Origin of the sequence: Corynebacterium glaucum (assembly GCF_002287505.1) — a bacterium.
GTDB lineage: Bacteria > Actinomycetota > Actinomycetes > Mycobacteriales > Mycobacteriaceae > Corynebacterium > Corynebacterium glaucum.
The window spans coordinates 2,097,407-2,118,643 of sequence record NZ_CP019688.1 but is presented as its reverse complement, the minus strand read 5'-3'; the positions used below and the strand labels follow the sequence as shown (position 1 = coordinate 2,118,643).

At 60.2% G+C, this 21,237-nt stretch carries 15 protein-coding genes, 5 tRNA genes and 3 rRNA genes; 17 read left to right on the top strand and 6 right to left on the bottom strand.

The window, feature by feature from the left end:
• Window positions 1-121: 121 nt before the first annotated feature.
• On the top strand, window positions 122-1,636 hold the full coding sequence (locus CGLAU_RS10345; RefSeq protein ID WP_095660625.1) for an acetyl-CoA hydrolase/transferase family protein: 1,515 nt from the start codon (window positions 122-124) through the stop codon (window positions 1,634-1,636).
• Window positions 1,637-1,833: 197 nt separating this feature from the next.
• Here CGLAU_RS10345 and CGLAU_RS10340 read toward each other — a convergent pair whose 3' ends face one another.
• A complete protein-coding gene (locus CGLAU_RS10340; RefSeq protein ID WP_157731354.1) occupies window positions 1,834-2,796 on the bottom strand; it encodes a DUF559 domain-containing protein in 963 nt (320 codons plus the stop codon).
• Window positions 2,797-2,970: 174 nt separating this feature from the next.
• On the opposite strand from CGLAU_RS10340, the gene CGLAU_RS10335 reads away from it, so the two are divergent.
• The 3 genes from CGLAU_RS10335 (at window position 2,971) to CGLAU_RS10325 (ending at window position 4,274) form a co-directional block, all read left to right on the top strand.
• Window positions 2,971-3,043 (top strand) — tRNA-Lys (locus CGLAU_RS10335).
• A gap of 6 nt (window positions 3,044-3,049) precedes the next feature.
• Window positions 3,050-3,850 carry a zinc transporter ZupT gene (zupT, locus tag CGLAU_RS10330; RefSeq protein ID WP_232507108.1) on the top strand — a complete coding sequence of 267 codons (801 nt, stop codon included), beginning with the start codon at window positions 3,050-3,052 and terminating at the stop codon, window positions 3,848-3,850.
• 10 nt (window positions 3,851-3,860) lie between these two features.
• Window positions 3,861-4,274 (top strand): YccF domain-containing protein, encoded by a 414-nt coding sequence (locus CGLAU_RS10325; RefSeq protein ID WP_095660623.1) that lies wholly within the window; start codon window positions 3,861-3,863, stop codon window positions 4,272-4,274.
• Between the two features lie 3 nt (window positions 4,275-4,277).
• Here the strand turns inward: CGLAU_RS10325 and CGLAU_RS10320 are convergent, their stop codons facing one another.
• Entirely contained in the window at window positions 4,278-4,862 is a 585-nt protein-coding gene (locus tag CGLAU_RS10320) for a CG0192 family protein (RefSeq protein ID WP_095660622.1), read from the bottom strand.
• 71 nt (window positions 4,863-4,933) lie between these two features.
• Between CGLAU_RS10320 and CGLAU_RS10315 the strand changes: the two genes are divergently transcribed.
• Both CGLAU_RS10315 and CGLAU_RS10310 read left to right on the top strand, forming a co-directional pair.
• Window positions 4,934-5,006, top strand: a tRNA-Glu gene (locus tag CGLAU_RS10315).
• Window position 5,007: 1 nt separating this feature from the next.
• Window positions 5,008-5,081, top strand: a tRNA-Asp gene (locus CGLAU_RS10310).
• A gap of 61 nt (window positions 5,082-5,142) precedes the next feature.
• Here the strand turns inward: CGLAU_RS10310 and CGLAU_RS10305 are convergent.
• A complete protein-coding gene (locus tag CGLAU_RS10305) occupies window positions 5,143-5,721 on the bottom strand; it encodes a TetR/AcrR family transcriptional regulator (protein ID WP_232507107.1) in 579 nt (192 codons plus the stop codon).
• Window positions 5,722-5,784: 63 nt separating this feature from the next.
• Between CGLAU_RS10305 and CGLAU_RS10300 the strand changes: the two genes are divergently transcribed.
• From CGLAU_RS10300 to CGLAU_RS10285, 4 genes are all read left to right on the top strand, one after another.
• Window positions 5,785-6,681 carry a DMT family transporter gene (locus CGLAU_RS10300; RefSeq protein ID WP_095660620.1) on the top strand — a complete coding sequence of 299 codons (897 nt, stop codon included), beginning with the start codon at window positions 5,785-5,787 and terminating at the stop codon, window positions 6,679-6,681.
• Window positions 6,682-6,778: 97 nt separating this feature from the next.
• Window positions 6,779-6,852: transfer RNA gene (locus CGLAU_RS10295), tRNA-Asp, on the top strand.
• 26 nt (window positions 6,853-6,878) lie between these two features.
• Window positions 6,879-6,951: transfer RNA gene (locus CGLAU_RS10290), tRNA-Phe, on the top strand.
• Between the two features lie 78 nt (window positions 6,952-7,029).
• Window positions 7,030-7,314: a GNAT family N-acetyltransferase gene (locus CGLAU_RS10285; RefSeq protein ID WP_095660619.1), complete on the top strand. Its 285-nt coding sequence runs from the start codon at window positions 7,030-7,032 to the stop codon at window positions 7,312-7,314.
• A 22-nt stretch (window positions 7,315-7,336) separates the two neighbouring features.
• Here the strand turns inward: CGLAU_RS10285 and epsC are convergent, their stop codons facing one another.
• Together epsC and cysK are read right to left on the bottom strand one after the other, a co-directional pair.
• Window positions 7,337-7,927, bottom strand: coding sequence for a serine O-acetyltransferase EpsC (epsC, locus tag CGLAU_RS10280; protein WP_095660618.1), 591 nt, complete (start codon window positions 7,925-7,927; stop codon window positions 7,337-7,339).
• A 91-nt stretch (window positions 7,928-8,018) separates the two neighbouring features.
• A complete protein-coding gene (cysK, locus tag CGLAU_RS10275; RefSeq protein WP_095660617.1) occupies window positions 8,019-8,954 on the bottom strand; it encodes a cysteine synthase A in 936 nt (311 codons plus the stop codon).
• A 275-nt stretch (window positions 8,955-9,229) separates the two neighbouring features.
• Here cysK and ramA point away from each other — a divergent pair, with 275 nt between their 5' ends.
• The 7 genes from ramA to CGLAU_RS10240 all read left to right on the top strand — a co-directional run bounded on the left by ramA (window position 9,230) and on the right by CGLAU_RS10240 (window position 20,834).
• A complete protein-coding gene (ramA, locus tag CGLAU_RS10270; protein ID WP_095661174.1) occupies window positions 9,230-10,069 on the top strand; it encodes an acetate metabolism transcriptional regulator RamA in 840 nt (279 codons plus the stop codon).
• A gap of 39 nt (window positions 10,070-10,108) precedes the next feature.
• Window positions 10,109-11,368: a UDP-N-acetylglucosamine 1-carboxyvinyltransferase gene (murA, locus tag CGLAU_RS10265; RefSeq protein WP_095660616.1), complete on the top strand. Its 1,260-nt coding sequence runs from the start codon at window positions 10,109-10,111 to the stop codon at window positions 11,366-11,368.
• A 620-nt stretch (window positions 11,369-11,988) separates the two neighbouring features.
• Window positions 11,989-13,501 (top strand): 16S ribosomal RNA (locus tag CGLAU_RS10260).
• A gap of 497 nt (window positions 13,502-13,998) precedes the next feature.
• Window positions 13,999-17,079, top strand: a 23S ribosomal RNA gene (locus tag CGLAU_RS10255).
• A gap of 136 nt (window positions 17,080-17,215) precedes the next feature.
• Window positions 17,216-17,333 (top strand): 5S ribosomal RNA (gene rrf / locus CGLAU_RS10250).
• Together the 16S, 23S and 5S rRNA genes form the textbook arrangement of a ribosomal RNA operon.
• A gap of 193 nt (window positions 17,334-17,526) precedes the next feature.
• On the top strand, window positions 17,527-18,252 hold the full coding sequence (locus tag CGLAU_RS10245; protein ID WP_095660615.1) for an ABC transporter ATP-binding protein: 726 nt from the start codon (window positions 17,527-17,529) through the stop codon (window positions 18,250-18,252).
• A complete protein-coding gene (locus CGLAU_RS10240) occupies window positions 18,252-20,834 on the top strand; it encodes an ABC transporter permease (RefSeq protein WP_095660614.1) in 2,583 nt (860 codons plus the stop codon). Before CGLAU_RS10245 ends, CGLAU_RS10240 begins: the two co-directional genes overlap by 1 nt.
• Window positions 20,835-20,858: 24 nt before the next feature.
• Here CGLAU_RS10240 and CGLAU_RS10235 read toward each other — a convergent pair whose 3' ends face one another.
• Entirely contained in the window at window positions 20,859-21,236 is a 378-nt protein-coding gene (locus CGLAU_RS10235; RefSeq protein WP_095660613.1) for a fluoride efflux transporter FluC, read from the bottom strand.
• Window position 21,237: the final 1 nt, after the last annotated feature.

Here is a 21,237-nt window from a genome sequence, read left to right as displayed (position 1 = left end):
CGGGGGTGGGGCATTCGCTTTTCGACGCTTCGTTTAAACCAACTTCCCCACACAAATGCAAGATAGGTCACAATGGTGGGGAACTGTTACCCGAATCCATAGCTAAAGAGAGGGATCTTTCATGAGCGACCGTATCGCCAGCGCCAAGCTCCGCGACAAGGTGATGTCTGCCGAGGAGGCAGCTGAGTTCGTCGAGCACGGTGACAAAGTCGGTATTTCCGGCTTCACCGGCGCCGGCTACCCGAAGGCCCTGCCGGGAGCGATCGCCGAGAAGGCCAAGGCTGCCCACGACAAGGGCCAGGACTTCAAGATCGATCTGTTCACCGGTGCATCCACCGCGCCTGAGTGTGACGGTGTGCTTGCTGAGGCGGGCGCGCTGCGCTACCGCATGCCGTACCAGTCCGACCCGCAGATGCGTAACAAGATCAACGCCGGCGAGATGAAGTTCCAGGACATCCACCTGTCCCACTCCGGGATGATGGTTGAGCAGGGCTTCTTCGGTGACATCAACGTCGCCATCATCGAGGCTGTGCGCATCACCGAGGACGGCAACATTGTCCCGTCGTCTTCCGTGGGCAACTCCGTCGAGTTCCTTAACGCTGCGCAGAAGATCATCATCGAGGTCAACTCCTGGCAATCCGAGGATCTCGAGGGTATGCACGACATCTGGACCGTGCCGCCGCTGCCGAACCGCATCCCGATCCCGATCACCAAGGCCGGCGATCGCATCGGCACCACCTATATCGAGATCGACCCAGAGAAGGTCGTCGCTGTGGTGGAGACCAATGACCCGGACCGCAACGCCCCGTTCAAGGCACCGGATGAGGTTTCCGAGCAGATCGCCGGCAACTTCCTCGATTTCCTCGAGCACGAGGTGCAGGCTGGCCGCCTGGCATACGACGGCTACGTTATGCAGTCCGGCGTGGGCAACGTCCCGAACGCCGTGATGGCGGGCCTGATGGAGTCCAAGTTCGAGAACATCCAGGCCTACACCGAGGTGATCCAGGACGGCATGGTCGACCTCATCGACGCCGGCAAGATGACCGTGGCCTCTGCGACCTCCTTCTCCCTGTCGCCGGAGTACGCAGAAAAGATGAACAACGAGGCTGCCCGCTACCGCGAGTCCATCATCCTGCGTCCGCAGTCGATCTCCAACCATCCGGAGGTGATCCGCCGCACCGGCCTCATCGCCACCAACGGCATGATCGAGGCCGACATCTACGGCAACGCGAACTCCACCCACATCAACGGCTCCCGCCTGATGAACGCTCTGGGCGGTTCCGGTGACTTCACCCGCAACGCCTACATCTCCTCCTTCATCTCTCCGTCGGAGGCCAAGGGTGGCGCCATCTCCGCAATCGTGCCGATGGTTTCCCACGTCGACCACACCGAGCACGACGCGATGGTCTTCATCACCGAGTACGGTGTTGCCGACCTGCGTGGCCTTGCGCCGCGCGACCGCGTGGCCAAGATGATCTCCATCGCGCACCCGACCTACCGCCCGCTGCTGGAGGAGTACGTCGAACTCGCTTCCAAGTGCAAGTACCAGTCCACTCCGCACGACCTGAAGCATGCCTTCGACTTCCACAACCGCATCGAAGAGACCGGCACGATGCAGAAGAAGGACGCGCAGTAAGCGCCTTTCGCCACGAAGCGCCCGCCCAGTTCACACGCTGGACGGGCGTTCCGCTTATCCGATCCACCGTGCCCCTCAAACCCCTCGCCCTCTTTACCCCCAACTTTTAAGCACCAAGTTGGGGTTTAACTCAGAAAGAAGCACCAACTTGGGGCTGAAAAGTTGGCGCTTAAAGGTTGGTGGTGAAGGCCAGCCGCTTACTCAACCTTCCGGCCGGCCCCGCTAGCCCCACTGGCCCCGCTAGCCCCACTGGCCGCACTGGCCCCACCGGCCGCATGCCCCCGCCGCCGCGCATCCCCGATCTCGGCAAGCACTCTGTCCAGATGGTCCCGAAGATCCTCGTAGTAGTACCGCATAACCGGATGCCCTTGCCGCAACATCCACCGCTCGCGATCCCGCTCGGCGCGCAGCACCTCGTTCGCTTTGTCTCGCGTTTTACTGCGCCCGTCGATCTCTACCACCAGGATTTCGTCGAAGAGAAAATCGGCACGGAATGGCCCGATCTGCGCCTGAAACCTCCACCCGCCAACGCCGCGCTCGATGAGTTCTGCCCGAAACCATGATTCGAGCGCCGAATCCGACCCCGACACCGCGCAAGCGATCGCACGCAACACAACCGCCTTGTTCCGGAACCGTCCCATCTTCGCTGCAGCTTCCAGAAGCTGTTCGCGCGTGGCTTTCCCCGCAGCGAGCACCCAATCCATGGCCACCAAGCCCTCCACGAACCCGTAGTAGCGTGCGATATCGATGCAGGTCCGTACCGCATCGGTCACCTCGACCCCGTGCAACTTCTCCTTCTCGTCATCCCGCAACGGACTCCATCGATAGACCGCACCACGCAGCGCCTTGGATCCTGCCGGTCGCTTCCCCGACGGCAGCGTCACCTCGTGTGCGAACGGTGCCCATGGCAGCATCCACATTCCATGCACCCGCGCTGCACTACGCCCCACCAGCGTCCCCTTGTACATTCCGCGGCCAGTGGCTACCGCCTCCACTGCCTCGCGCATCCACTTCGGCAGCGTCTCAAACGCCGCCCGTGCCATGTACTGCGTCGCCGCCAGTTGCGCATACTCGTCCCCGATCAAAGCCGCCTTCAGCTCGGCATTTCGAGAGAGCTTTCGCTTATCGACGACCCCTTCAACCGCATTGGCCAACTCCACCCGAAACTCCTCGGCTTGTCGTTGAACCAAGCTGATCTGTCGATTCCCCCGCTCATTCCCCATGTCCGAATTCTCGCACACGGACAAACGAAAGGCACGCAACAGATTCGAATCTGTGGATAACTCGCCCCGATTTCAAGTTCGCTGGCCCGATTGTCTACGATTGACGCTTACGGGCCTTTAGCTCAGTTGGTAGAGCTACGGACTTTTAATCCGCAGGTCCCGGGTTCGAGCCCCGGAGGGCCCACAACTCATGCACAACCTCGGTGTCGACGCCAATGCGGTCTGGATGGCCCTGGCCATCTCCCTATTCGCCGGGCTTTCAACGGGCCTTGGCGGTGTCATCGTCGCGCTCAAGCGCAGTCCAAGCGCCAGGTTCCTCGCCGGCTCCCTGGGTTTCTCGGCCGGTGTCATGGTCTACATCTCGCTGATCGAGCTCCTGCCCGAGGGCATCGAATCGCTCATCGAAGCGGATAACCCTAACCCCGAACTGTGGGGCACAGTCGCCTTCTTCGCTGGGATTGTGGCGATCGCGCTCATCGACCGCCTCGTCCCTGAAGATGTCAACCCTCACGAGGATCCGCATTCAAACGGCTCCAACCGCATGCGCAACGTCGGCGTGTTCACGGCCGCCGCAATCGCGATCCACAACTTCCCGGAAGGCTTTGCCACGTTCATGGTGGCCCTCGCTGACCCGGTGCTCGCTCTGCCCATCGCATTCGCGATCGCCGTGCACAACATTCCGGAAGGTGTCGCCGTCGCTGTGCCGCTGCGTGAGGCGACAGGACGTAAGTGGCGTGCCGCCGGGTGGGCGGCGCTGTCTGGGCTCACGGAACCGCTCGGCGCGATTATCGGCTTCCTTCTGCTGCGCCCGTTCCTGGGTCCGCAGACCTTGGGTCTCACGTTCGCGGCGATCGCCGGCGTAATGGTCTTCGTCAGCTTGGACAAGCTGCTGCCCACCGCAATCCAAACGGGTCGCCACCACGCCGCGGTCTACGGCCTCGTTGCCGGCATGGCGGTCATGGCCGTGAGCCTGCTCGTTCTACCGGGGTAGGCTCGCCCATATGGGTCTGATCCGGTTCATTCTCAACATTATCTGGCTGCTCACCGCAGGTATCTGGCTGTTCATCGGCTACACCCTTGCGGGCATTCTGGCCTGCCTGCTCATTGTCACCATCCCGTTCGGCATCGCGTCATTCCGCATTGCGGGTTACGTGATCTGGCCGTTTGGCCGTGAGGTGGTGCAGGGCGAGCCGGGTGTCTTCAGCCTGCTGGCCAACGTCATCTGGTTTGTACTCGCGGGCATGTGGCTGTCAATCGGCCACGTCACCACCGCAGTTGTTCAGGCGCTGACCATCATCGGCCTGCCTATGGCATGGGCAAACCTGAAGATGATCCCGGTGACCTGCTTCCCGTTCGGCTCACGCGTCGTGTCAAGCAGCGACGAGCGCTCGCGCTACGCCCCCGTCGTGCGCTAACCGCTACTTCCACACCTCGAGCTTGATCAGCGGCACGTCGCCGTCTTTCACCAGCGCGAGTTCGTCGGCATCCGCTGAGTGCTGGTCCTTGATCTCCTGCTGCAGGCGGAGCTGGAAGCGGTGCTCTTCGCCGTCGACGGTAACGGTACCGAAGCAGGTATGCTCGTTGTGCTCGTCGATCTCGACGTCGCCCACAACAACGTCGGGAGTCTGGCCGGTGCCGTGAACCTCAAAGATCGGCGCACCAATCGAGAAGTCCGCACCGCGGCCCCCGGCTAGGATCAAAGCAATCACTTCACGCACGCCCACGGGATCAGCTGTCAGGTGCGACACTGAACGGTCGCCGAGGACGGAGTGGGAGAGGGGCAGCAATTCGTCGTCAAGCGCAATGCTCTTGTCGCGATACGTCAGACCGCACTGGGTGAGCGTGCCGTGACTGTCGGTGCCGACGAGTACCTCGATGCCCACCTCGTTGTCGCGATCAACCGCCCGATACGAACCGAGACGTTCGACGATCGGGGAGTGCTCCGCGAGGATCTCGTCCTTGGTCGGGGAGAGGGACGCGTCGTGAATGATTGCTTCAGCCATGCTCCCCACTGTAGTGCTCGTTTGGTTGTTGGGAAGGCGTTGTTCTATGATCAACAGGCTGTCTAAGCAGCGCCCCCATCGTCTAGAGGCCTAGGACTCCGCCCTTTCACGGCGGCAACACGGGTTCGAATCCCGTTGGGGGTACGGCCCTGTGGCGCAGTTGGTTAGCGCGCCGCCCTGTCACGGCGGAGGTCGCGGGTTCAAGTCCCGTCAGGGTCGCCGGTAGCGGAGTTCTTCGGAAGTCCGCTTTTCGCTTATCGACGGCCCTTTGTTGCCGCAGTTACTTTCTCCCAACGAGCCGCTGCGCGCCGGCTTTCGCGCGTTGCAGGGCGTTTTGATCGCCCAGGATCGTGCTGCAAATGAGCGCGCCTTCGTAGAGTTCGTGGATGAGTTCTCCAACTTGTTCATCGCCTGTTGTGGTGAAGAACAGTGTCCGCATCCACTGCTTCTCCTGGCGGATGGCCGTCTGTATTTCTGCACCGCTGTTGCCGCCCAGCTCCGCCCATGCGTTGACGAAGCCGCACCCACGGGGGTTGTCCGCTAACCATTCGCGCGTGAGGTCGAAGACAGCGCTGACCGGGTCCTCGCCCGAGTCGATCGCCACTTGGACCCGCTGAAGCACAAGCGTTTGCCACCGATGCGCCCGGGCGGTGAGGTAGGCGCAGATCAACCCTTCCTTGGAGCCAAACCGTTGGTACAGGGTCCGTTTGGTCACTCCCGACTGTTCAACCACGAGGTCAAGGCCCGTGGCGCCGATGCCGCGCGCGTAGAACAGCTCGGATGCGGCGTCGAGGATGCGTTGGCCGCCGGGCGTGGTTTCGGGCGGTTGTGCCGGGGAGAGGTCATTAAGTGCAGGCAAGGTTTGCTCCTTCCGGTGGAGGTACATTGACAGTATACCGACTGGTATATTTACCCTGTTGCGGTGAAACAGATCCTGATTGCTATCGCGTTCGTTGTGTGTTGGAGTTCCGGGTTCGTTGGCTCGCTGTTGGCTGGCGACTGTGCGTCTCCCGTTGGTCTCCTTGCCTGGCGGTACCTGGTCACCTCGGCGCTGCTCCTGGGTGCGGTTGGTCTCATTCGGGCGGCGAACGCTCCGATCAAAGCCCGTGCCCTGCCAGCTCTGAGCCGCACTGACGTGTGGCAGCAGGTGGCTATCGGCGTGCTCTCCCACGCGATCTTTCTCGGTGCGGTCTTCAGCGCCTCCGCGGCTGACATCGACCCGGGTATCACCTCCCTGATCTGCGCGCTGCAACCTCTCCTTGTTGCGGCAGTGAGTTCGCGTTTGTGGAACGACCCGTTCAACGGCCGAATGTTCGCCGGTCTCGGCCTGGGGCTGGCCGCAGTGGGGCTCGCCGTGGGCTCCATCGATTTTGCCGCCTCGGCCGCGGTGAGCTTGCTGCTGCCGTTCGTGGCCCTGTTTGCCTTGTCGGCTACTGCTGTCCTGGAGCGCGCATGGCGCCCAAAGGCGAGCATTGTGCAGGCATTGGCCATTCAAACCACCACCGCGGCGGTCTTGTTCGTGGGGGTCGCCGTGGCGACAGGACGCATCGGCGTCACCGTCAATGCTGAGCTTGTGTGGGCAATCCTGTGGCTGGTCTTCCTTTCCGGCGTCGGAGGATACGCCGCTTACACCGCTAGCCTGCGAACCATCGGACCAACCACAACCAGCGTGCTGCTGTTCCTTACCCCGCCAGTTACTTCGCTCTGGACGTGGATGATGTTTGGCCAAGAGATCAGTCTTGTGCAGCTCGCGGGTATGGGTTTAGGTCTCATCGCCGTTGCTCTGACTGTTCGGGGACAACGCCAGGCGACGAGCTAATCCACACCGAAAAGACACCGTGCCTGCGGATTTGTAGGCGGGGGAAGGGTCTGTGTAAGGTATCAATTCGTGCAAGAGCACGATAACAACAGAATATGGCCCTGTGGCGCAGTTGGTTAGCGCGCCGCCCTGTCACGGCGGAGGTCGCGGGTTCAAGTCCCGTCAGGGTCGCAGAACAGCTTCGCGGAAGCGGTTCTGGCCAGATAGCTCAGTCGGTAGAGCACACGCCTGAAAAGTGTGGGGTCGCCAGTTCGATCCTGGCTCTGGCCACACCAAAACTCCCTCTCGTACATCATGCGGTAGGGAGTTTTCTCGTTGAGTAGTTGGCGCTGCCAGTAAGGTGGGCGCATGTCTAACAACAACTACGAATTGGCAATCAACGAGTCCGCCCAGCAGTACGAGCTCACCATCGACGGCGAGCTGGCCGGTTTCGCGTCCTATAGCGACCTCATCGGCGTGCGCGTGCTGCCGCACACCGTGGTGGACCCGAAATTCAGAGGCCAAGGGCTATCGAAGCCGCTTATCAAGTTCGCCCTGGACGACATCCGTGAGCGGGGCCTGGGCGTCGTGCCCATGTGCTCGGCCGTCGCCGCATACATTGACGCGAACCCGGAATACAAAGACCTGGTCTAGCGTCGTGGTTTAACAACCTGATTTAGATGATGTAGCTGCCCGGGTCGACGTAGTTGTCCGGATCGACCAGGTGCCTCTGCTCGTCGGACTTACGGTGGCGCACCTTGGCAGGGATGCCCACCGCAATCGAGTTCTCCGGCACGTCTTTCGTAACCACAGCATTCGCGCCGATGGCTGAGTTCGCGCCGATGGTGATGGGGCCGAGCACCTTGGCTCCGGCGCCGATGGTCACGTTGTCGCCGATTGTGGGGTGGCGCTTCGTCTGAGTGAGCACCTGCCCGCCCAAGGTGACACCGTGGTAGAGCATCACACCGTCACCGATCTCGGCGGTTTCGCCGATCACGATGCCCATCCCGTGGTCAATGAAGAAGCGGCGGCCAATGGTGGCACCTGGGTGGATCTCAACGCCGGTAAGGAACCGGTTGAACTGCGCCAGAACGCGGGCCGGGCCTTTCCACCCGCGCACCCACATGGCATGGCAGGCGCGGTGAATCCAAATCGCGTGGAGGCCGGAGTAAACGATCGCGTTCTCCACGTCGCCGCGTGCTGCGGGATCGTGCTCGCGGGCGTTGGCCAGGTCCTCGCGGACAGTGGCGATGATCGAAAACAGCATGCGGGTGAGCTTACATGCGAAACCCCCGCGCCCAGCTGGTTAGATTCGAAGCTGGGAAGCGGGGGCGCAATCGTCGTTAAGCGAAATGCTCTTAGTCGCGGATGTCTTCGTACAGGAGGGTGGAGACGTAACGCTCGCCGAAGTCCGGGATGATGACGACGATGGTCTTGCCCTCGTTCTCCTCGCGGGCAGCAAGCTCAAGCGCGGCCTTCACGTTCGCGCCGGCGGAGATACCGCCGAGGATCGCGTCCTTGACTGCGAGTTCGCGAGAGATGGCGACTGCGTCCTCATTGGTCACTGCGATGATCTCGTCCACCATCGAGCGGTCGAGGGTGTCCGGGATGAAGTTCGCGCCGAGGCCCTGGATCTTGTGCGGGCCAGCCTCGCCCTTGGACAGCAGGGGGGAGGCGGCCGGCTCAACAGCCACTGCCTTGAGATCCGGGTTCTGCTCCTTGAGGAACTTGCCGGCGCCCGAGACGGTGCCGCCGGTGCCCACGCCCGCGACCAGGATGTCGACCTGGCCGTCGGTGTCCTCCCAGATTTCCGGGCCGGTGGTGGTGTAGTGGATGCGCGGGTTCGCCTCGTTTTCGAACTGGCGGGCCAGAACCGCGTTCTCCTGCTCGGCAACGATTTCGTTTGCCTTCTCCACGGCGCCCTTCATGCCCGCTGCGCCCGGGGTGAGCACGATCTCCGCACCGAAAGCACGCAGAACCACGCGTCGCTCGGTGGACATGGTCTCCGGCATGGTCAGGATGACCTTGTAGCCCTTGGCAGCGCCGGCGAGCGCGAGCGCAATACCGGTGTTGCCCGAGGTTGCCTCGACGATGGTGCCGCCCGGCTTGAGCTCGCCGGAAGCCTCCGCGGCCTCGACGATCGCCTTACCAATGCGGTCCTTCACCGAGTTTGCTGGGTTGTAAAACTCCAGCTTGGCCAGCACGCGAGCCTTTGAGTTCTCGGTGATTCCGTGCAGCTCAACAAGCGGGGTGCCGCCGACGAGGTCGAGAACATTGTTTGCAATTTTCGCCATGGTCTAGTACTCCTTAGGGGTTTTAATTTCAGGGCCTATCCAGAAGTGTACCGGCTGCCACTAGACAACACAGTTTAAGCTCGCCGTACCGATTTGTCTACAAGTTCTCACCTGGGGGTTTGGGGCTCTTTCTTCGCTTATCGACGGCTCCCCCCACGCCTTACCCACGGGGGCAACGCAAGGGTGTAGGTATTCCCACACCAACAGACATCCTTATCGCTGGCGGGGCCAAATTTGGCTACCCCCAAGCGGTGGTTATGATTTGCCATATGACTGTGGACGCCCAACGGGTCAAAGACGATGACGATGCAATTCGCGCAGCTCTTACCGCGCTGAAGACCGCGACCGGCATCCCGGTGGCCATGTACGGAACGCTGCTGGCCGACAACCGCTTGCAGATCACCCAGTGGATCGGGCTGCGTACCCCCGCACTGCAGAATCTCATCATTGAGCAGGGGGCGGGCGTTGGCGGCCGCGTAGTGGCAACTCGCCGCGCAGTCGGTGTCTCCGACTACACCCGGGCAAACGTCATCTCCCATGATTACGACAAGGTGATCCAGGACGAGGGTCTGCACTCTGTGGTTGCGGTGCCGGTGATCGTGCAACGCGAAATCCGCGGCGTGCTCTACGTCGGTGTGCACTCAACCGTGCGCCTGGGCGACAAGGTGATCGAAGAGGTCACGTTGACCGCGCGCACGCTTGAGCAGGAGCTGGCCGTGAACTCCGCCATGCGACGCTTGGACGGCGGGAAGGCGGCCACCAGTCAGGGCCGAGTGATGAACGGCGCGGAGTGGGAACAGGTCCGCTCGACGCACTCAAAGCTGCGGATGCTAGCTAACCGTGTCGAAGACGAGGCGTTGCGCAAGGAACTCGAGCAGCTTTGCGACCAAATGGTTTCCCCGGTTCGCGTAAAGCAGTCGACCAAGCTGTCTGCCCGCGAACTTGATGTGCTCTCCTGCGTCGCGCTCGGTCATACCAACGTCGAGGCTGCCGAGGAAATGGGCATTGGAGCCGAGACCGTGAAGTCGTATCTGCGCAGTGTGATGCGCAAACTCGGCGCCCACACACGCTACGAGGCGGTCAACGCTGCCCGTCGCATTGGGGCATTGCCGTAATCCGGTGCGCGCGAGCGCGAGTTGGGTACGGTTAGGAATGTGAAAGAACGATTCCTGGTCACTGGCGGTGCTCGACTCGAAGGCGTTGTCAAAGTTGACGGCGCAAAAAACAGTGTCTTGAAGCTCATGGCCGCGGCGCTTCTCGCCGAAGGCACGACCACATTGCATAACTGTCCCGAGATCTTGGACGTTCCGTTGATGCGCAAGGTCCTTGTAGGTCTCGGGTGTGAGGTGGATATTGACGGAGCCACCGTGCACATTCACACCCCGGCCACCGTTTCGCCCAATGCGGACTTCGAAGCTGTCCGCCAATTCCGTGCTTCCGTCGCGGTGCTTGGCCCTCTGGTCGCCCGGTGTAACGAGGCGCGCGTGGCGCTTCCCGGTGGCGACGCAATCGGCTCGCGCCCGCTGGATATGCACCAGACGGGTTTGGAAAAGCTCGGGGCAACCACCCGCATCGAGCACGGTGCGGTGGTCGCCGAAGCGGAGCGCCTGCGCGGAGCAAAGATCAGCCTGGACTTCCCATCCGTGGGCGCCACGGAGAACATCGTGACCGCTGCAGTGATGGCGGAGGGGCAGACGGTGCTGGACAACGCGGCTCGCGAGCCCGAGGTCGTCGACCTCTGCGAAATGTTGAACTCAATGGGTGCGCGCATCGGCGGCGCAGGCACGTCGACAATCACTATCGACGGAGTGGAGAAGCTGTATCCGACTGAGCACACCGTGGTCGGTGACCGCATCGTAGCCGGCACGTGGGCCTATGCAGCAGCAATGACCCGCGGCGACATCACCGTGGGCGGCGTTGCGCCTCGGCACCTGCACCTGGCGCTGTCGAAACTGAAGCTGGCGGGCGCGGACATCGAGACTTACGACAACGGCTTCCGCGTGCGCATGGACCAGCGTCCCAAAGCCGTGGACTACCAAACGCTGCCATTTCCCGGCTTCCCGACGGACCTGCAGCCGATGGCAATCGCGATCTCTTCAATTGCCGAGGGGGTCTCGGTGATCACCGAGAACGTCTTCGAAGCGCGCTTCCGGTTTGTCGACGAGATGCTGCGTCTCGGCGCGGACGCGAACGTGGATGGCCACCACGTTGTGCTCCGGGGAGTCGATGAGTTGTCTTCCACAGACGTGTGGTCGTCCGATATCCGTGCAGGAGCGGGTCTGGTGCTCGCTGGCTTGGTGGCGGATGGGGTGACGACGGTGCACGACGTCTACCACATCGATCGCGGATATCCGTCGTTCGTTGAGCAGCTGACCGCGCTTGGCGCCAGGATCGAGCGTGTCGGCGCGGAGTAGATTGCATTACCTTCAACAGCACGAAAACGTGTGTTGTGGTGCGGGTTTGTGTTGTTGTGGTGGTGTGTGTAGGTTTATGTGAGTCAGCGCGACCGACAACGCCCCGCCTGGATGTGGTTTCAGGATTGTGTGAGCGGTAGGAAAACGAGCGCTAACGGCTAAGAATCTTACGTCTCCTTCTGGATGATCTGCTTTGTTGTGGGTTGTTTGGGGGGTGTGCGTGTGTTGTTTGAGAACTCGATAGTGTGCCAATGCATTTTTTGTTTGTGAACTTTTGCGTTGTGTGGTGTGTTTGTGGTTGGTGCTTGCTGCCCCTAGCTGTTTGTGTGGGGTGGTTGGTGTGTGCCGGTCATCATGGCCTTGAACCAATGATTGGGGCTTGTGGTGTGCTGGTGAAAAGCTACACAGCATCATGCGTGTGATGGTTTCACGAGTAGTTTTTTTAAAACTGTGTTGTTTGTTGGTTTTTCCTCGTCGGATACAACAAGCAGACACGAAGGTAATTTTTGGATAGCCAGTCCAGCACGGTTTTGTGTTGGGTGGTTTGTTTTGGTTGGGTATTGGGCTTTTCACGGCCTGTTTCTTCTGAAACACGCACTGGGCAGTTATTGTTTGGTGTTTTTGTGGAGAGTTTGATCCTGGCTCAGGATGAACGCTGGCGGCGTGCTTAACACATGCAAGTCGAACGGAAAGGCCGAAGCTTGCTTTGGTACTCGAGTGGCGAACGGGTGAGTAACACGTGGGTGATCTGCCCTGCACTTTGGGATAAGCCTGGGAAACTGGGTCTAATACCGGATAGGACCACGGTGTGGTGATCGTGGTGGAAAGTTTTTTCGGTGTGGGATGAGCTCGCGGCCTATCAGCTTGTTGGTGGGGTAATGGCCTACCAAGGCGTCGACGGGTAGCCGGCCTGAGAGGGTGTACGGCCACATTGGGACTGAGATACGGCCCAGACTCCTACGGGAGGCAGCAGTGGGGAATATTGCACAATGGGCGCAAGCCTGATGCAGCGACGCCGCGTGGGGGATGACGGCCTTCGGGTTGTAAACTCCTTTCGCCAAAGACGAATTTTGACGGTATTTGGAGAAGAAGCACCGGCTAACTACGTGCCAGCAGCCGCGGTAATACGTAGGGTGCGAGCGTTGTCCGGAATTACTGGGCGTAAAGAGCTCGTAGGTGGTTTGTCGCGTCGTTTGTGGAATACCGGGGCTTAACTTCGGGGTTGCATACGATACGGGCATAACTTGAGTGCTGTAGGGGAGACTGGAATTCCTGGTGTAGCGGTGAAATGCGCAGATATCAGGAGGAACACCGATGGCGAAGGCAGGTCTCTGGGCAGTAACTGACGCTGAGGAGCGAAAGCATGGGGAGCGAACAGGATTAGATACCCTGGTAGTCCATGCCGTAAACGGTGGGCGCTAGGTGTGAGTCCCTTCCACGGGGTTCGTGCCGTAGCTAACGCATTAAGCGCCCCGCCTGGGGAGTACGGCCGCAAGGCTAAAACTCAAAGGAATTGACGGGGGCCCGCACAAGCGGCGGAGCATGTGGATTAATTCGATGCAACGCGAAGAACCTTACCTGGGCTTGACATACACCGGATCGGCCTAGAGATGTGGTTTCCCTTGTGGTTGGTGTACAGGTGGTGCATGGTTGTCGTCAGCTCGTGTCGTGAGATGTTGGGTTAAGTCCCGCAACGAGCGCAACCCTTGTCTTATGTTGCCAGCACGTGATGGTGGGGACTCATGAGAGACTGCCGGGGTTAACTCGGAGGAAGGTGGGGATGACGTCAAATCATCATGCCCCTTATGTCCAGGGCTTCACACATGCTACAATGGTCGGTACAACGCGCTTGCGAGCCTGTGAGGGTGAGCGAATCGCTCTAAAGCCGGTCGTAGTTCGGATTGGGGTCTGCAACTCGACCCCATGAAGTCGGAGTCGCTAGTAATCGCAGATCAGCAACGCTGCGGTGAATACGTTCCCGGGCCTTGTACACACCGCCCGTCACGTCATGAAAGTTGGTAACACCCGAAGCCAGTGGCCTGTCAAAAGGAGCTGTCGAAGGTGGGATCGGCGATTGGGACGAAGTCGTAACAAGGTAGCCGTACCGGAAGGTGCGGCTGGATCACCTCCTTTCTAAGGAGCAGTACTTTAAACAAACCCTGCAGTTGCAGGGTGTGGTGGTTGAGGTTGCCGTGGGTGCGCCTGCCACCGAATACATTTGCAAAATATCCGGGTGGTCACATACCGGCGGGTGGCTTCAGAAACGTCGCCCGCGTTGGAGATGTCACGAGTGCACCGATGTATCAACGGGGGTTCATAAACATACGCGTTGGCATGCTGTTGGGTGTCTGGAACAACACACCGTTTGTGTGCACTGTGTGTGCATGGTGTGGTGTTCTTGTGGCCCGCATAGTCCTGGACGCAGCCGGTGGTTGTGTGTGGGGTGTGTGGGTGTGGTGTGTGAGAACTGGAGAGTGGACGCGAGCATGAACCAATCAATTGCCTGGCTCCTTGTGTGGGGTTGGGGTTGGTTGGGTAGTGTTTTTTTCTTTCTTTTTTGTGTGTTGCCCGCGCATATTCTGCTGTCACCTTTTGTTGTGGTGGTGGGGTGTGTGTGGGTGTTGTTTAGTGTGTTTTGTTTTAAGGGCGTACGGTGGATGCCTTGGCATGCTGGGCCGATGAAGGACGTGTGAGGCTGCGTTATGCCTCGGGGAGTTGCCAACTAAGCGTTGATCCGAGGATGTCCGAATGGGGAAACCCAGCCGTCGTTGTGGGCGGTTACCTGCAGGTGAATGCATAGCCTGTGTGGGGGTTGACGCGGGGAAGTGAAACATCTCAGTACCCGTAGGAGAAGAAAACAAGTGTGATTCCGTGTGTAGTGGCGAGCGATAGCGGATGAGGCTAAACCATGTGTGTGTGAGACCTGGCAGGGGTTGCATGCGTGGGGTTGTGGGGTATGACCGTGGCAGGCTGTCAACTGTCGCATCATGTGTTGTGTGTTAGCGGAAGTGTCTGGGATGGCACACCGGAGTAGGTGATGAGTCCTGTACGTGAAGGCGCACATGCGTGGTGTGGTCATTTTGCCCCGAGTAGCAGCGGGCTCGTGGAATCTGCTGTGAATCTACCGGGACCACCCGGTAAGCCTAAATACTCAGTGTGACCGATAGCGGATGAAGTACCGTGAGGGAATGGTGAAAAGTACCCCGGGAGGGGAGTGAAAGAGTTCCTGAAACCGTGCGCTGACAATCCGTCAGAGCACCTCTTGTGTGTGATGGCGTGCCTTTTGAAGAATGAGCCTGCGAGTTAGCGGCATGTCGCGAGATTAACCAGTTGGTTGGGGAGTCGTAGCGAAAGCGAATCCGAAATGGGTGCCTTTTAGTGGCATGTCCTAGACCCGAAGCGGGGTGATCTACCCATGGCCAGTGTGAAGCAGCTGTAAGAGGTTGTGGAGGCGCGAACCCACTTAGGTTGAAAACTGAGGGGATGAGTTGTGGGTAGGGGTGAAAGGCCAATCAAACTCCGTGATAGCTGGTTCTCCCCGAAATGCATTTAGGTGCAGCGTTGTGTGTGTTTGCCGGAGGTAGAGCTACTGGTTGGTTGAGCGGGACTATCATCTTAGCAATGTCAGCCAAACTCCGAATGCCGGTGAAACCTAGCACGGCAGTGAGACTGTGGGGGATAAGCTTCATAGTCGAGAGGGAAACAGCCCAGATCGCCGGTTAAGGCCCCTAAGGGTGTACTAAGTGGAAAAGGATGTGGGATCGCGAAGACAGCCAGGAGGTTGGCTTAGAAGCAGCCATCCTTGAAAGAGTGCGTAATAGCTCACTGGTCGAGTGGTTTCGCGCCGACAATATAGTGGGGCTCAAGTACACCGCCGAAGCCGCGGCAACGTTTTTGCGTTGGGTAGGGGAGCGTCGTGCATGGGGTGAAGCTGTACTGGAAGGGGCAGTGGACTGTGTGCGAGTGAGAATGCAGGCATGAGTAACGAATGGCAAGTGAGAATCTTGCCCGCCGAATGACGAAGGGTTCCTGGGTCAAGTTCGTCTTCCCAGGGTGAGTCGGGTCCTAAGGCGAGGCCGACAGGCGTAGTCGATGGTCAACGGGTTGATATTCCCGTACCCGTGTATCCGCGCCCAGTATCGAAGCGGTGAGACTAACCACCCAGAGCCGTACTGACAGCATCCTTTTGGGTGCCTGTGGTGTGGTGATGCGTGGGGCCTGATCCGTGGTAGGTCAGTGATGGGGTGACGCAGAGTGGTAGCCAAGCCACGTATTTGGATTGTGGTGCAAGCGTGCAGCACGACGGCTTGTCAAATGCGGCCGTCAGAAGGTGTGAGGCGTGATGCGTAGCCCAAAAGGGGTGATGTTGGTGATCCTGTGCTGCCGAGAAAAGCCTCTAGCGATGTGGATAGACGGCCCGTACCCGAAACCGACACAGGTTGTCAGGTAGAGCATACTCAGGCGAGCGGGTGAACTGTGGTTAAGGAACTCGGCAAAATGCCCCCGTAACTTCGGGAGAAGGGGGACCACACCTGGTGCGAAACACATGCGGTTTCAAGCTGGTGGTGGTCGCAGAGAAGAGAGGGGAGCGACTGTTTATCAAAAACACAGGTCCGTGCGAAGACGATGAAGTTGATGTATACGGACTGACGCCTGCCCGGTGCTGGAAGGTTAAGAGGACCTGTTAGGTGAGTTTCACCGAAGCGGAGAATTTAAGCCCCAGTAAACGGCGGTGGTAACTATAACCATCCTAAGGTAGCGAAATTCCTTGTCGGGTAAGTTCCGACCTGCACGAATGGCGTAACGACTCCCCTGCTGTCTCAACCACAGGCCCGGTGAAATTGCACTACGAGTAAAGATGCTCGTTACGCGCGGCAGGACGAAAAGACCCCGGGACCTTCACTACAGCTTGGTATTGGTGTTCGGTGCGGTTTGTGTAGGATAGGTGGGAGACTGTGAAGTAGCCACGCCAGTGGCCCGTGGAGTCGTTGTTGAAATACCACTCTGACCGTAGTGGATACCTGAACCTTGGCCCATGATCTGGGTTGGGGACAGTGCCTGGTGGGTAGTTTAACTGGGGCGGTTGCCTCCCAAAATGTAACGGAGGCGCCCAAAGGTTCCCTCAGCCTGGTTGGCAATCAGGTGCAAGAGTGTAAGTGCACAAGGGAGCTTGACTGCGAGACTTACCAGTCGAGCAGGGACGAAAGTCGGGACTAGTGATCCGGCACCTACTTGTGGATGTGGTGTCGCTCAACGGATAAAAGGTACCCCGGGGATAACAGGCTGATCTTCCCCAAGAGTCCATATCGACGGGATGGTTTGGCACCTCGATGTCGGCTCGTCGCATCCTGGGGCTGGAGTAGGTCCCAAGGGTTGGGCTGTTCGCCCATTAAAGCGGCACGCGAGCTGGGTTCAGAACGTCGTGAGACAGTTCGGTCTCTATCCGCCGCGCGCGTTGAAACTTGAAAAAGGCTGTCCCTAGTACGAGAGGACCGGGACGGACGTACCTCTGGTGTGCCAGTTGTTCCGCCAGGAGCAGCGCTGGTTAGCTACGTACGGAAAGGATAACCGCTGAAAGCATCTAAGCGGGAAGCCTGTTTTAAGATGAGGTTTCATAGGTTCCCCAAAGACGATGGGGTTGATAGGCCGGAACTGTACCCACAGTAATGTGGTCAGGCGACCGGTACTAATACACCAAAACCAAAACACCAACAACAAACACAAACCAGCAAAACACAACCTGCAACGCGTCCATTCTCCGGTATCTGACACACCACACCACCCCAACCAACAGGGGGGACCCCAACCCTGGGGACACAACAGTGTGGGGCCAACAACCACAAATGTGTCGGTAGTTGATAGCGGCGGGGAAACGCCCGGACCCATTCCGAACCCGGAAGCTAAGCCCGCCCGCGCCGATGGTACTGCACCCGGGAGGGTGTGGGAGAGTAGGTTACCGCCGACCCAACAACTTCACAACAACCACCTGCGACCGGTCACCCGCCAACACCACGGCGAGCGACCGGTCGCAGGCATTTCCATTGCCGATCTGTCCTGCCGAATACCGGCATCTATTAACTCGAGGTAGCGTATTCGTGGTGCCTGCTGGCAGCGGGTGTGGCATAGAAAGATTCGCGGCGCGAGAAGCGGGAGAAGTAATGGAATCAGCAGCACGGGCCGTGAATCTAGTGAAGACCTACGGTCAGGGGGATACGCAGGTCTCCGCGCTCGATGGGGTGAACGTCGAATTCGGCCGCAAGGCCTTCACCGCGATCATGGGTCCATCTGGGTCGGGTAAATCCACCCTCATGCATACGATGGCTGGGCTCGACTCGTTTACTTCCGGTGAGGCGTATATCGGTGGGACGGCGCTGTCGTCGTTAAGCGATAAAGCTCTGACTGAGCTGAGGCGCGACCGGCTTGGCTTCATCTTTCAATCTTTCAACCTTGTGCCCACGCTGACCGCTGCTGAAAACATCACCCTGCCAACTGACATCGCCGGTAGGAAGATTGATAGGGGCTGGTTCGACGAGATTACAGAGAGGCTTGGTCTCTCCAACCGCCTCACCCACCGTCCGAGTGAACTGTCGGGTGGGCAGCAGCAGCGTGTGGCGTGCGCCCGCGCGCTGGTGAGTAAACCCGAGATCATTTTTGGCGACGAGCCAACGGGAAACCTCGACTCCAACGCTGGACGGGAGGTGCTGAGTATTCTGCGCCAAGCGGTCGACCTGGACGGGCAGACCGTGGTGATCGTGACCCACGACGCTCGGGCGGCATCGTATGCAGACCGCGTGGTCTTCCTGCGCGACGGCCAGATTGTCAACGAGATGTGGGATCCGACGATGGATGCGATCCTTAAAGTCATGGCCGGAATCGAGCGCTGATGGCCGCCGGATCCCGGGCGATGACGAAGGTCTCGTTGCGTAACGTCGGTGCCCACAAACTGCGGCTGTCCTTGACGGTGCTTGCCGTGGTGCTTGGCACTGCATTCATCGCGGGATCAATGATGTTCACCAACATGCTGGAGCGCACGTTCGATTCGGCGCTGGCTACGCGGTACGAAAACGCCGATGTGGTAGTCGAGCCCGGTGACAATGCCAGTGCGGTGCCGCGCAAGGACTTTGATGAACTGGCTCAACGCGGCGGCGTCGAAAAGGTGAACGTCTCGGGGATGGTCATCGTCGTGGCCGCCCGGACGAATGAACAGGCGATTCAGACGCGCCAGGGCATGTCGATGTCGACGCTGTATTACGCCCCGGACGATGCGATCGGCCCGAGTCCCGACATCGTAGAGGGGCGCGCGCCTGAACCCCGCCCGGTCACTGAGGGCACGGCGGAGGTCATCCTCAACCGCAACGGCGCCGAGTTCTACGACATCAAGCTTGGCGAGGAACTCATCATCGTTGATACCGGAGCTCGCCAAACCGTCACGGTGGTCGGGCTTTACGACGATGAGGTGACGCAGGAGACGTCGTTAAGCTTTAGGCTCCCTGAGTCAGATTACCTGGACTTCTATGTGGCCGATGAGACGGTTCCCGGCATGACGCTGAAGGCTTCGGATCGCAATGGGGCTCAGGGGCTGGTCGACTCGATGATGCGTGATTACCCCGAGCTTTCTGTGCGCACGGGTGAGGAGGCTGCGAAGAAGGCTTCGGAAAGCGTGCGCGAGGCGCTGTCCTTTGTCTCGTATTTCCTGATCGCGTTCGGCCTGGTCGGCCTGCTGGTGGGCACGTTCCTGATCGCGAACACGTTCTCGATGATCGTCGCGCAGCGCACGAAAGAATTCGCGTTACTGCGCGCGCTCGGCGCTTCCCGCGGCCAGATCACGCGCTCGGTCTCGCTGGAGGCGTTCATTGTCGGCCTGATTGGTTCGGCTCTTGGCATAGGCGCCGGCGTGGGCATGGTCGCAGCAATCAAGTGGCTCTTGGGTTCCTATGGCATGCCGCTTCCCGCAGGGGGCTTAGGCTTTTCGACGGATGCGGCATTGGCGCCCATCGTGGTCGGTGTCATTGTGACCATGCTTTCTGCCTGGGCGCCGGCACGCCAAGCCGGGCAGGTGCAGCCGGTCGAGGCGATGCGTTCAAGCGAATCGGCCGCCCCGCAGCCGCTGACGCAGCGCACGGTGATTGGGGGTGTGCTGATTGCGCTTGGCGTTGCTGCGGCCGTCGGCGGGTTGCTGTGGGTGGACGGGCGTACCGCGTCCCGTGCCATGCTGGTCGGCATCGCTGCGGTGGCGGTGATCGCCGGCGTATTCCTTGCCGGTCCGGCGATGAGTTTGCCGATTGTGCCGCCGCTGGGCAGGATCATCGGCGCACCGTTTGGCACCGCGGGCAAGTTGGCATCCACTAACACGCAGCGCAACCCACGACGCACATCTGCCACCGCATTCGCCCTCATGCTGGGCATTGCCCTGGTGAACATCATCGGCATGTTCGGCGCATCGATGAAGTACTCCGTTGACAACGTGGCGGAGAACGAGGTGAGCGCTGAATACGTGCTGGCTGGGCCGGTGCTCGGTGCGTTCCCGATCCCGAACAACCTGATGGAACGCATCCCGGAGGTCGAGGGCGTGGGCGATGTCGCTGCCTACACCGAAGCGCCGCTGACCGTCAACGGCGAGTACTCCGCGCAGGTTGGCGAGTTCGGCTCCACTTCAGTGCTTTACGGCGATCCCAGCGACCTGATCACGATGGACATGGTCGACGGTACCTCTACGCTCGAGGGCAACACCGTCATTGCTCCCCGCGAGTGGGCGGAAGCGCGCGGCTGGTCTGTGGGGGACACGGTGACCGTCGCAGCTCCCGGCGTCTCGCCGGAGGTAGTCGAGGCGACGGTGGAAGGCATCTTCGAGAACTCCTCCATCCTCACCGCCGTGGTGGTGAGTGAAGACGTTGCGCAGCAGATTTCCGTGCCAGGCACCGTGAACATCATCATGCTGGGGGTGAGTAACGACGGCACCGTGAGCTCCGACCAACTGCGCAAGAATCTTGAGCAGGCGGTGAAGAGCGACATTGTGGTTCAGGTGCAGTCCAAAGACGACATCTCCGGCGAAGTGCTCGACCTGATCGACCAGATGCTCTTCATCCTCTACGCCCTGCTGTCCTTAGCCGTGGTGATCGCGGTACTGGGCATTGTGAACACGCTGACGCTGTCGGTGATCGAGCGCCGCCAGGAGATCGGCATGCTGCGCGCGGTGGGCACCCACCGCCGCCAGGTGCGCATCATGATCATCTTGGAGTCCGTTCAGATGGCGTTCTTCGGCGCCGTGCTGGGCATTGTGCTCGGTCTGAGCCTCGGGTGGGCGTTCTTGACGGTGCTCGCGGACCAAGGGCTCGACCGCATCGTCATCCCATGGAGTCTGGTCGGCTGGATGCTGCTGGGCAGTGTGATCGTGGGCATCATCGCTGCGCTGTGGCCGGCGAACCGGGCGGCGAAGACGCCGCCGCTGGACGCGATCGCAGATTAACCAGCGCAGACTCAGTAGCGCGGACTAAGCGAAGCCGCGCGCGCCCCACATGAGGCCGAAGTACGCGCTCACGATGCCGAGCGCCGCGGTCCAGGCCACGTAGCGCGCGGCCTCGCCGTAATTCTTGGTCTTGATCAGCTCGCCGATCTCCTTGGCCAGGGTCGACCAGGTGGACAGCGCGCCGGCGAAACCGACGCCTGCAGCAAGTTGCCACACTTCTGGGGCGCCGGCAACGAATCCCAGAATGGTGGCACCGGCCATGTTGGCAGCGAAAGTGCCGACCCGATCAGCGGGGATCTGGGACAGCGCCCAGCGAGCGAGGCCTCCCAGCGCGCCGCCCAGGAACACAGCGACGGTAGCGGTGATGAGGGTGGTGGGGTTGGCGGAGACGTCGATAAGCATG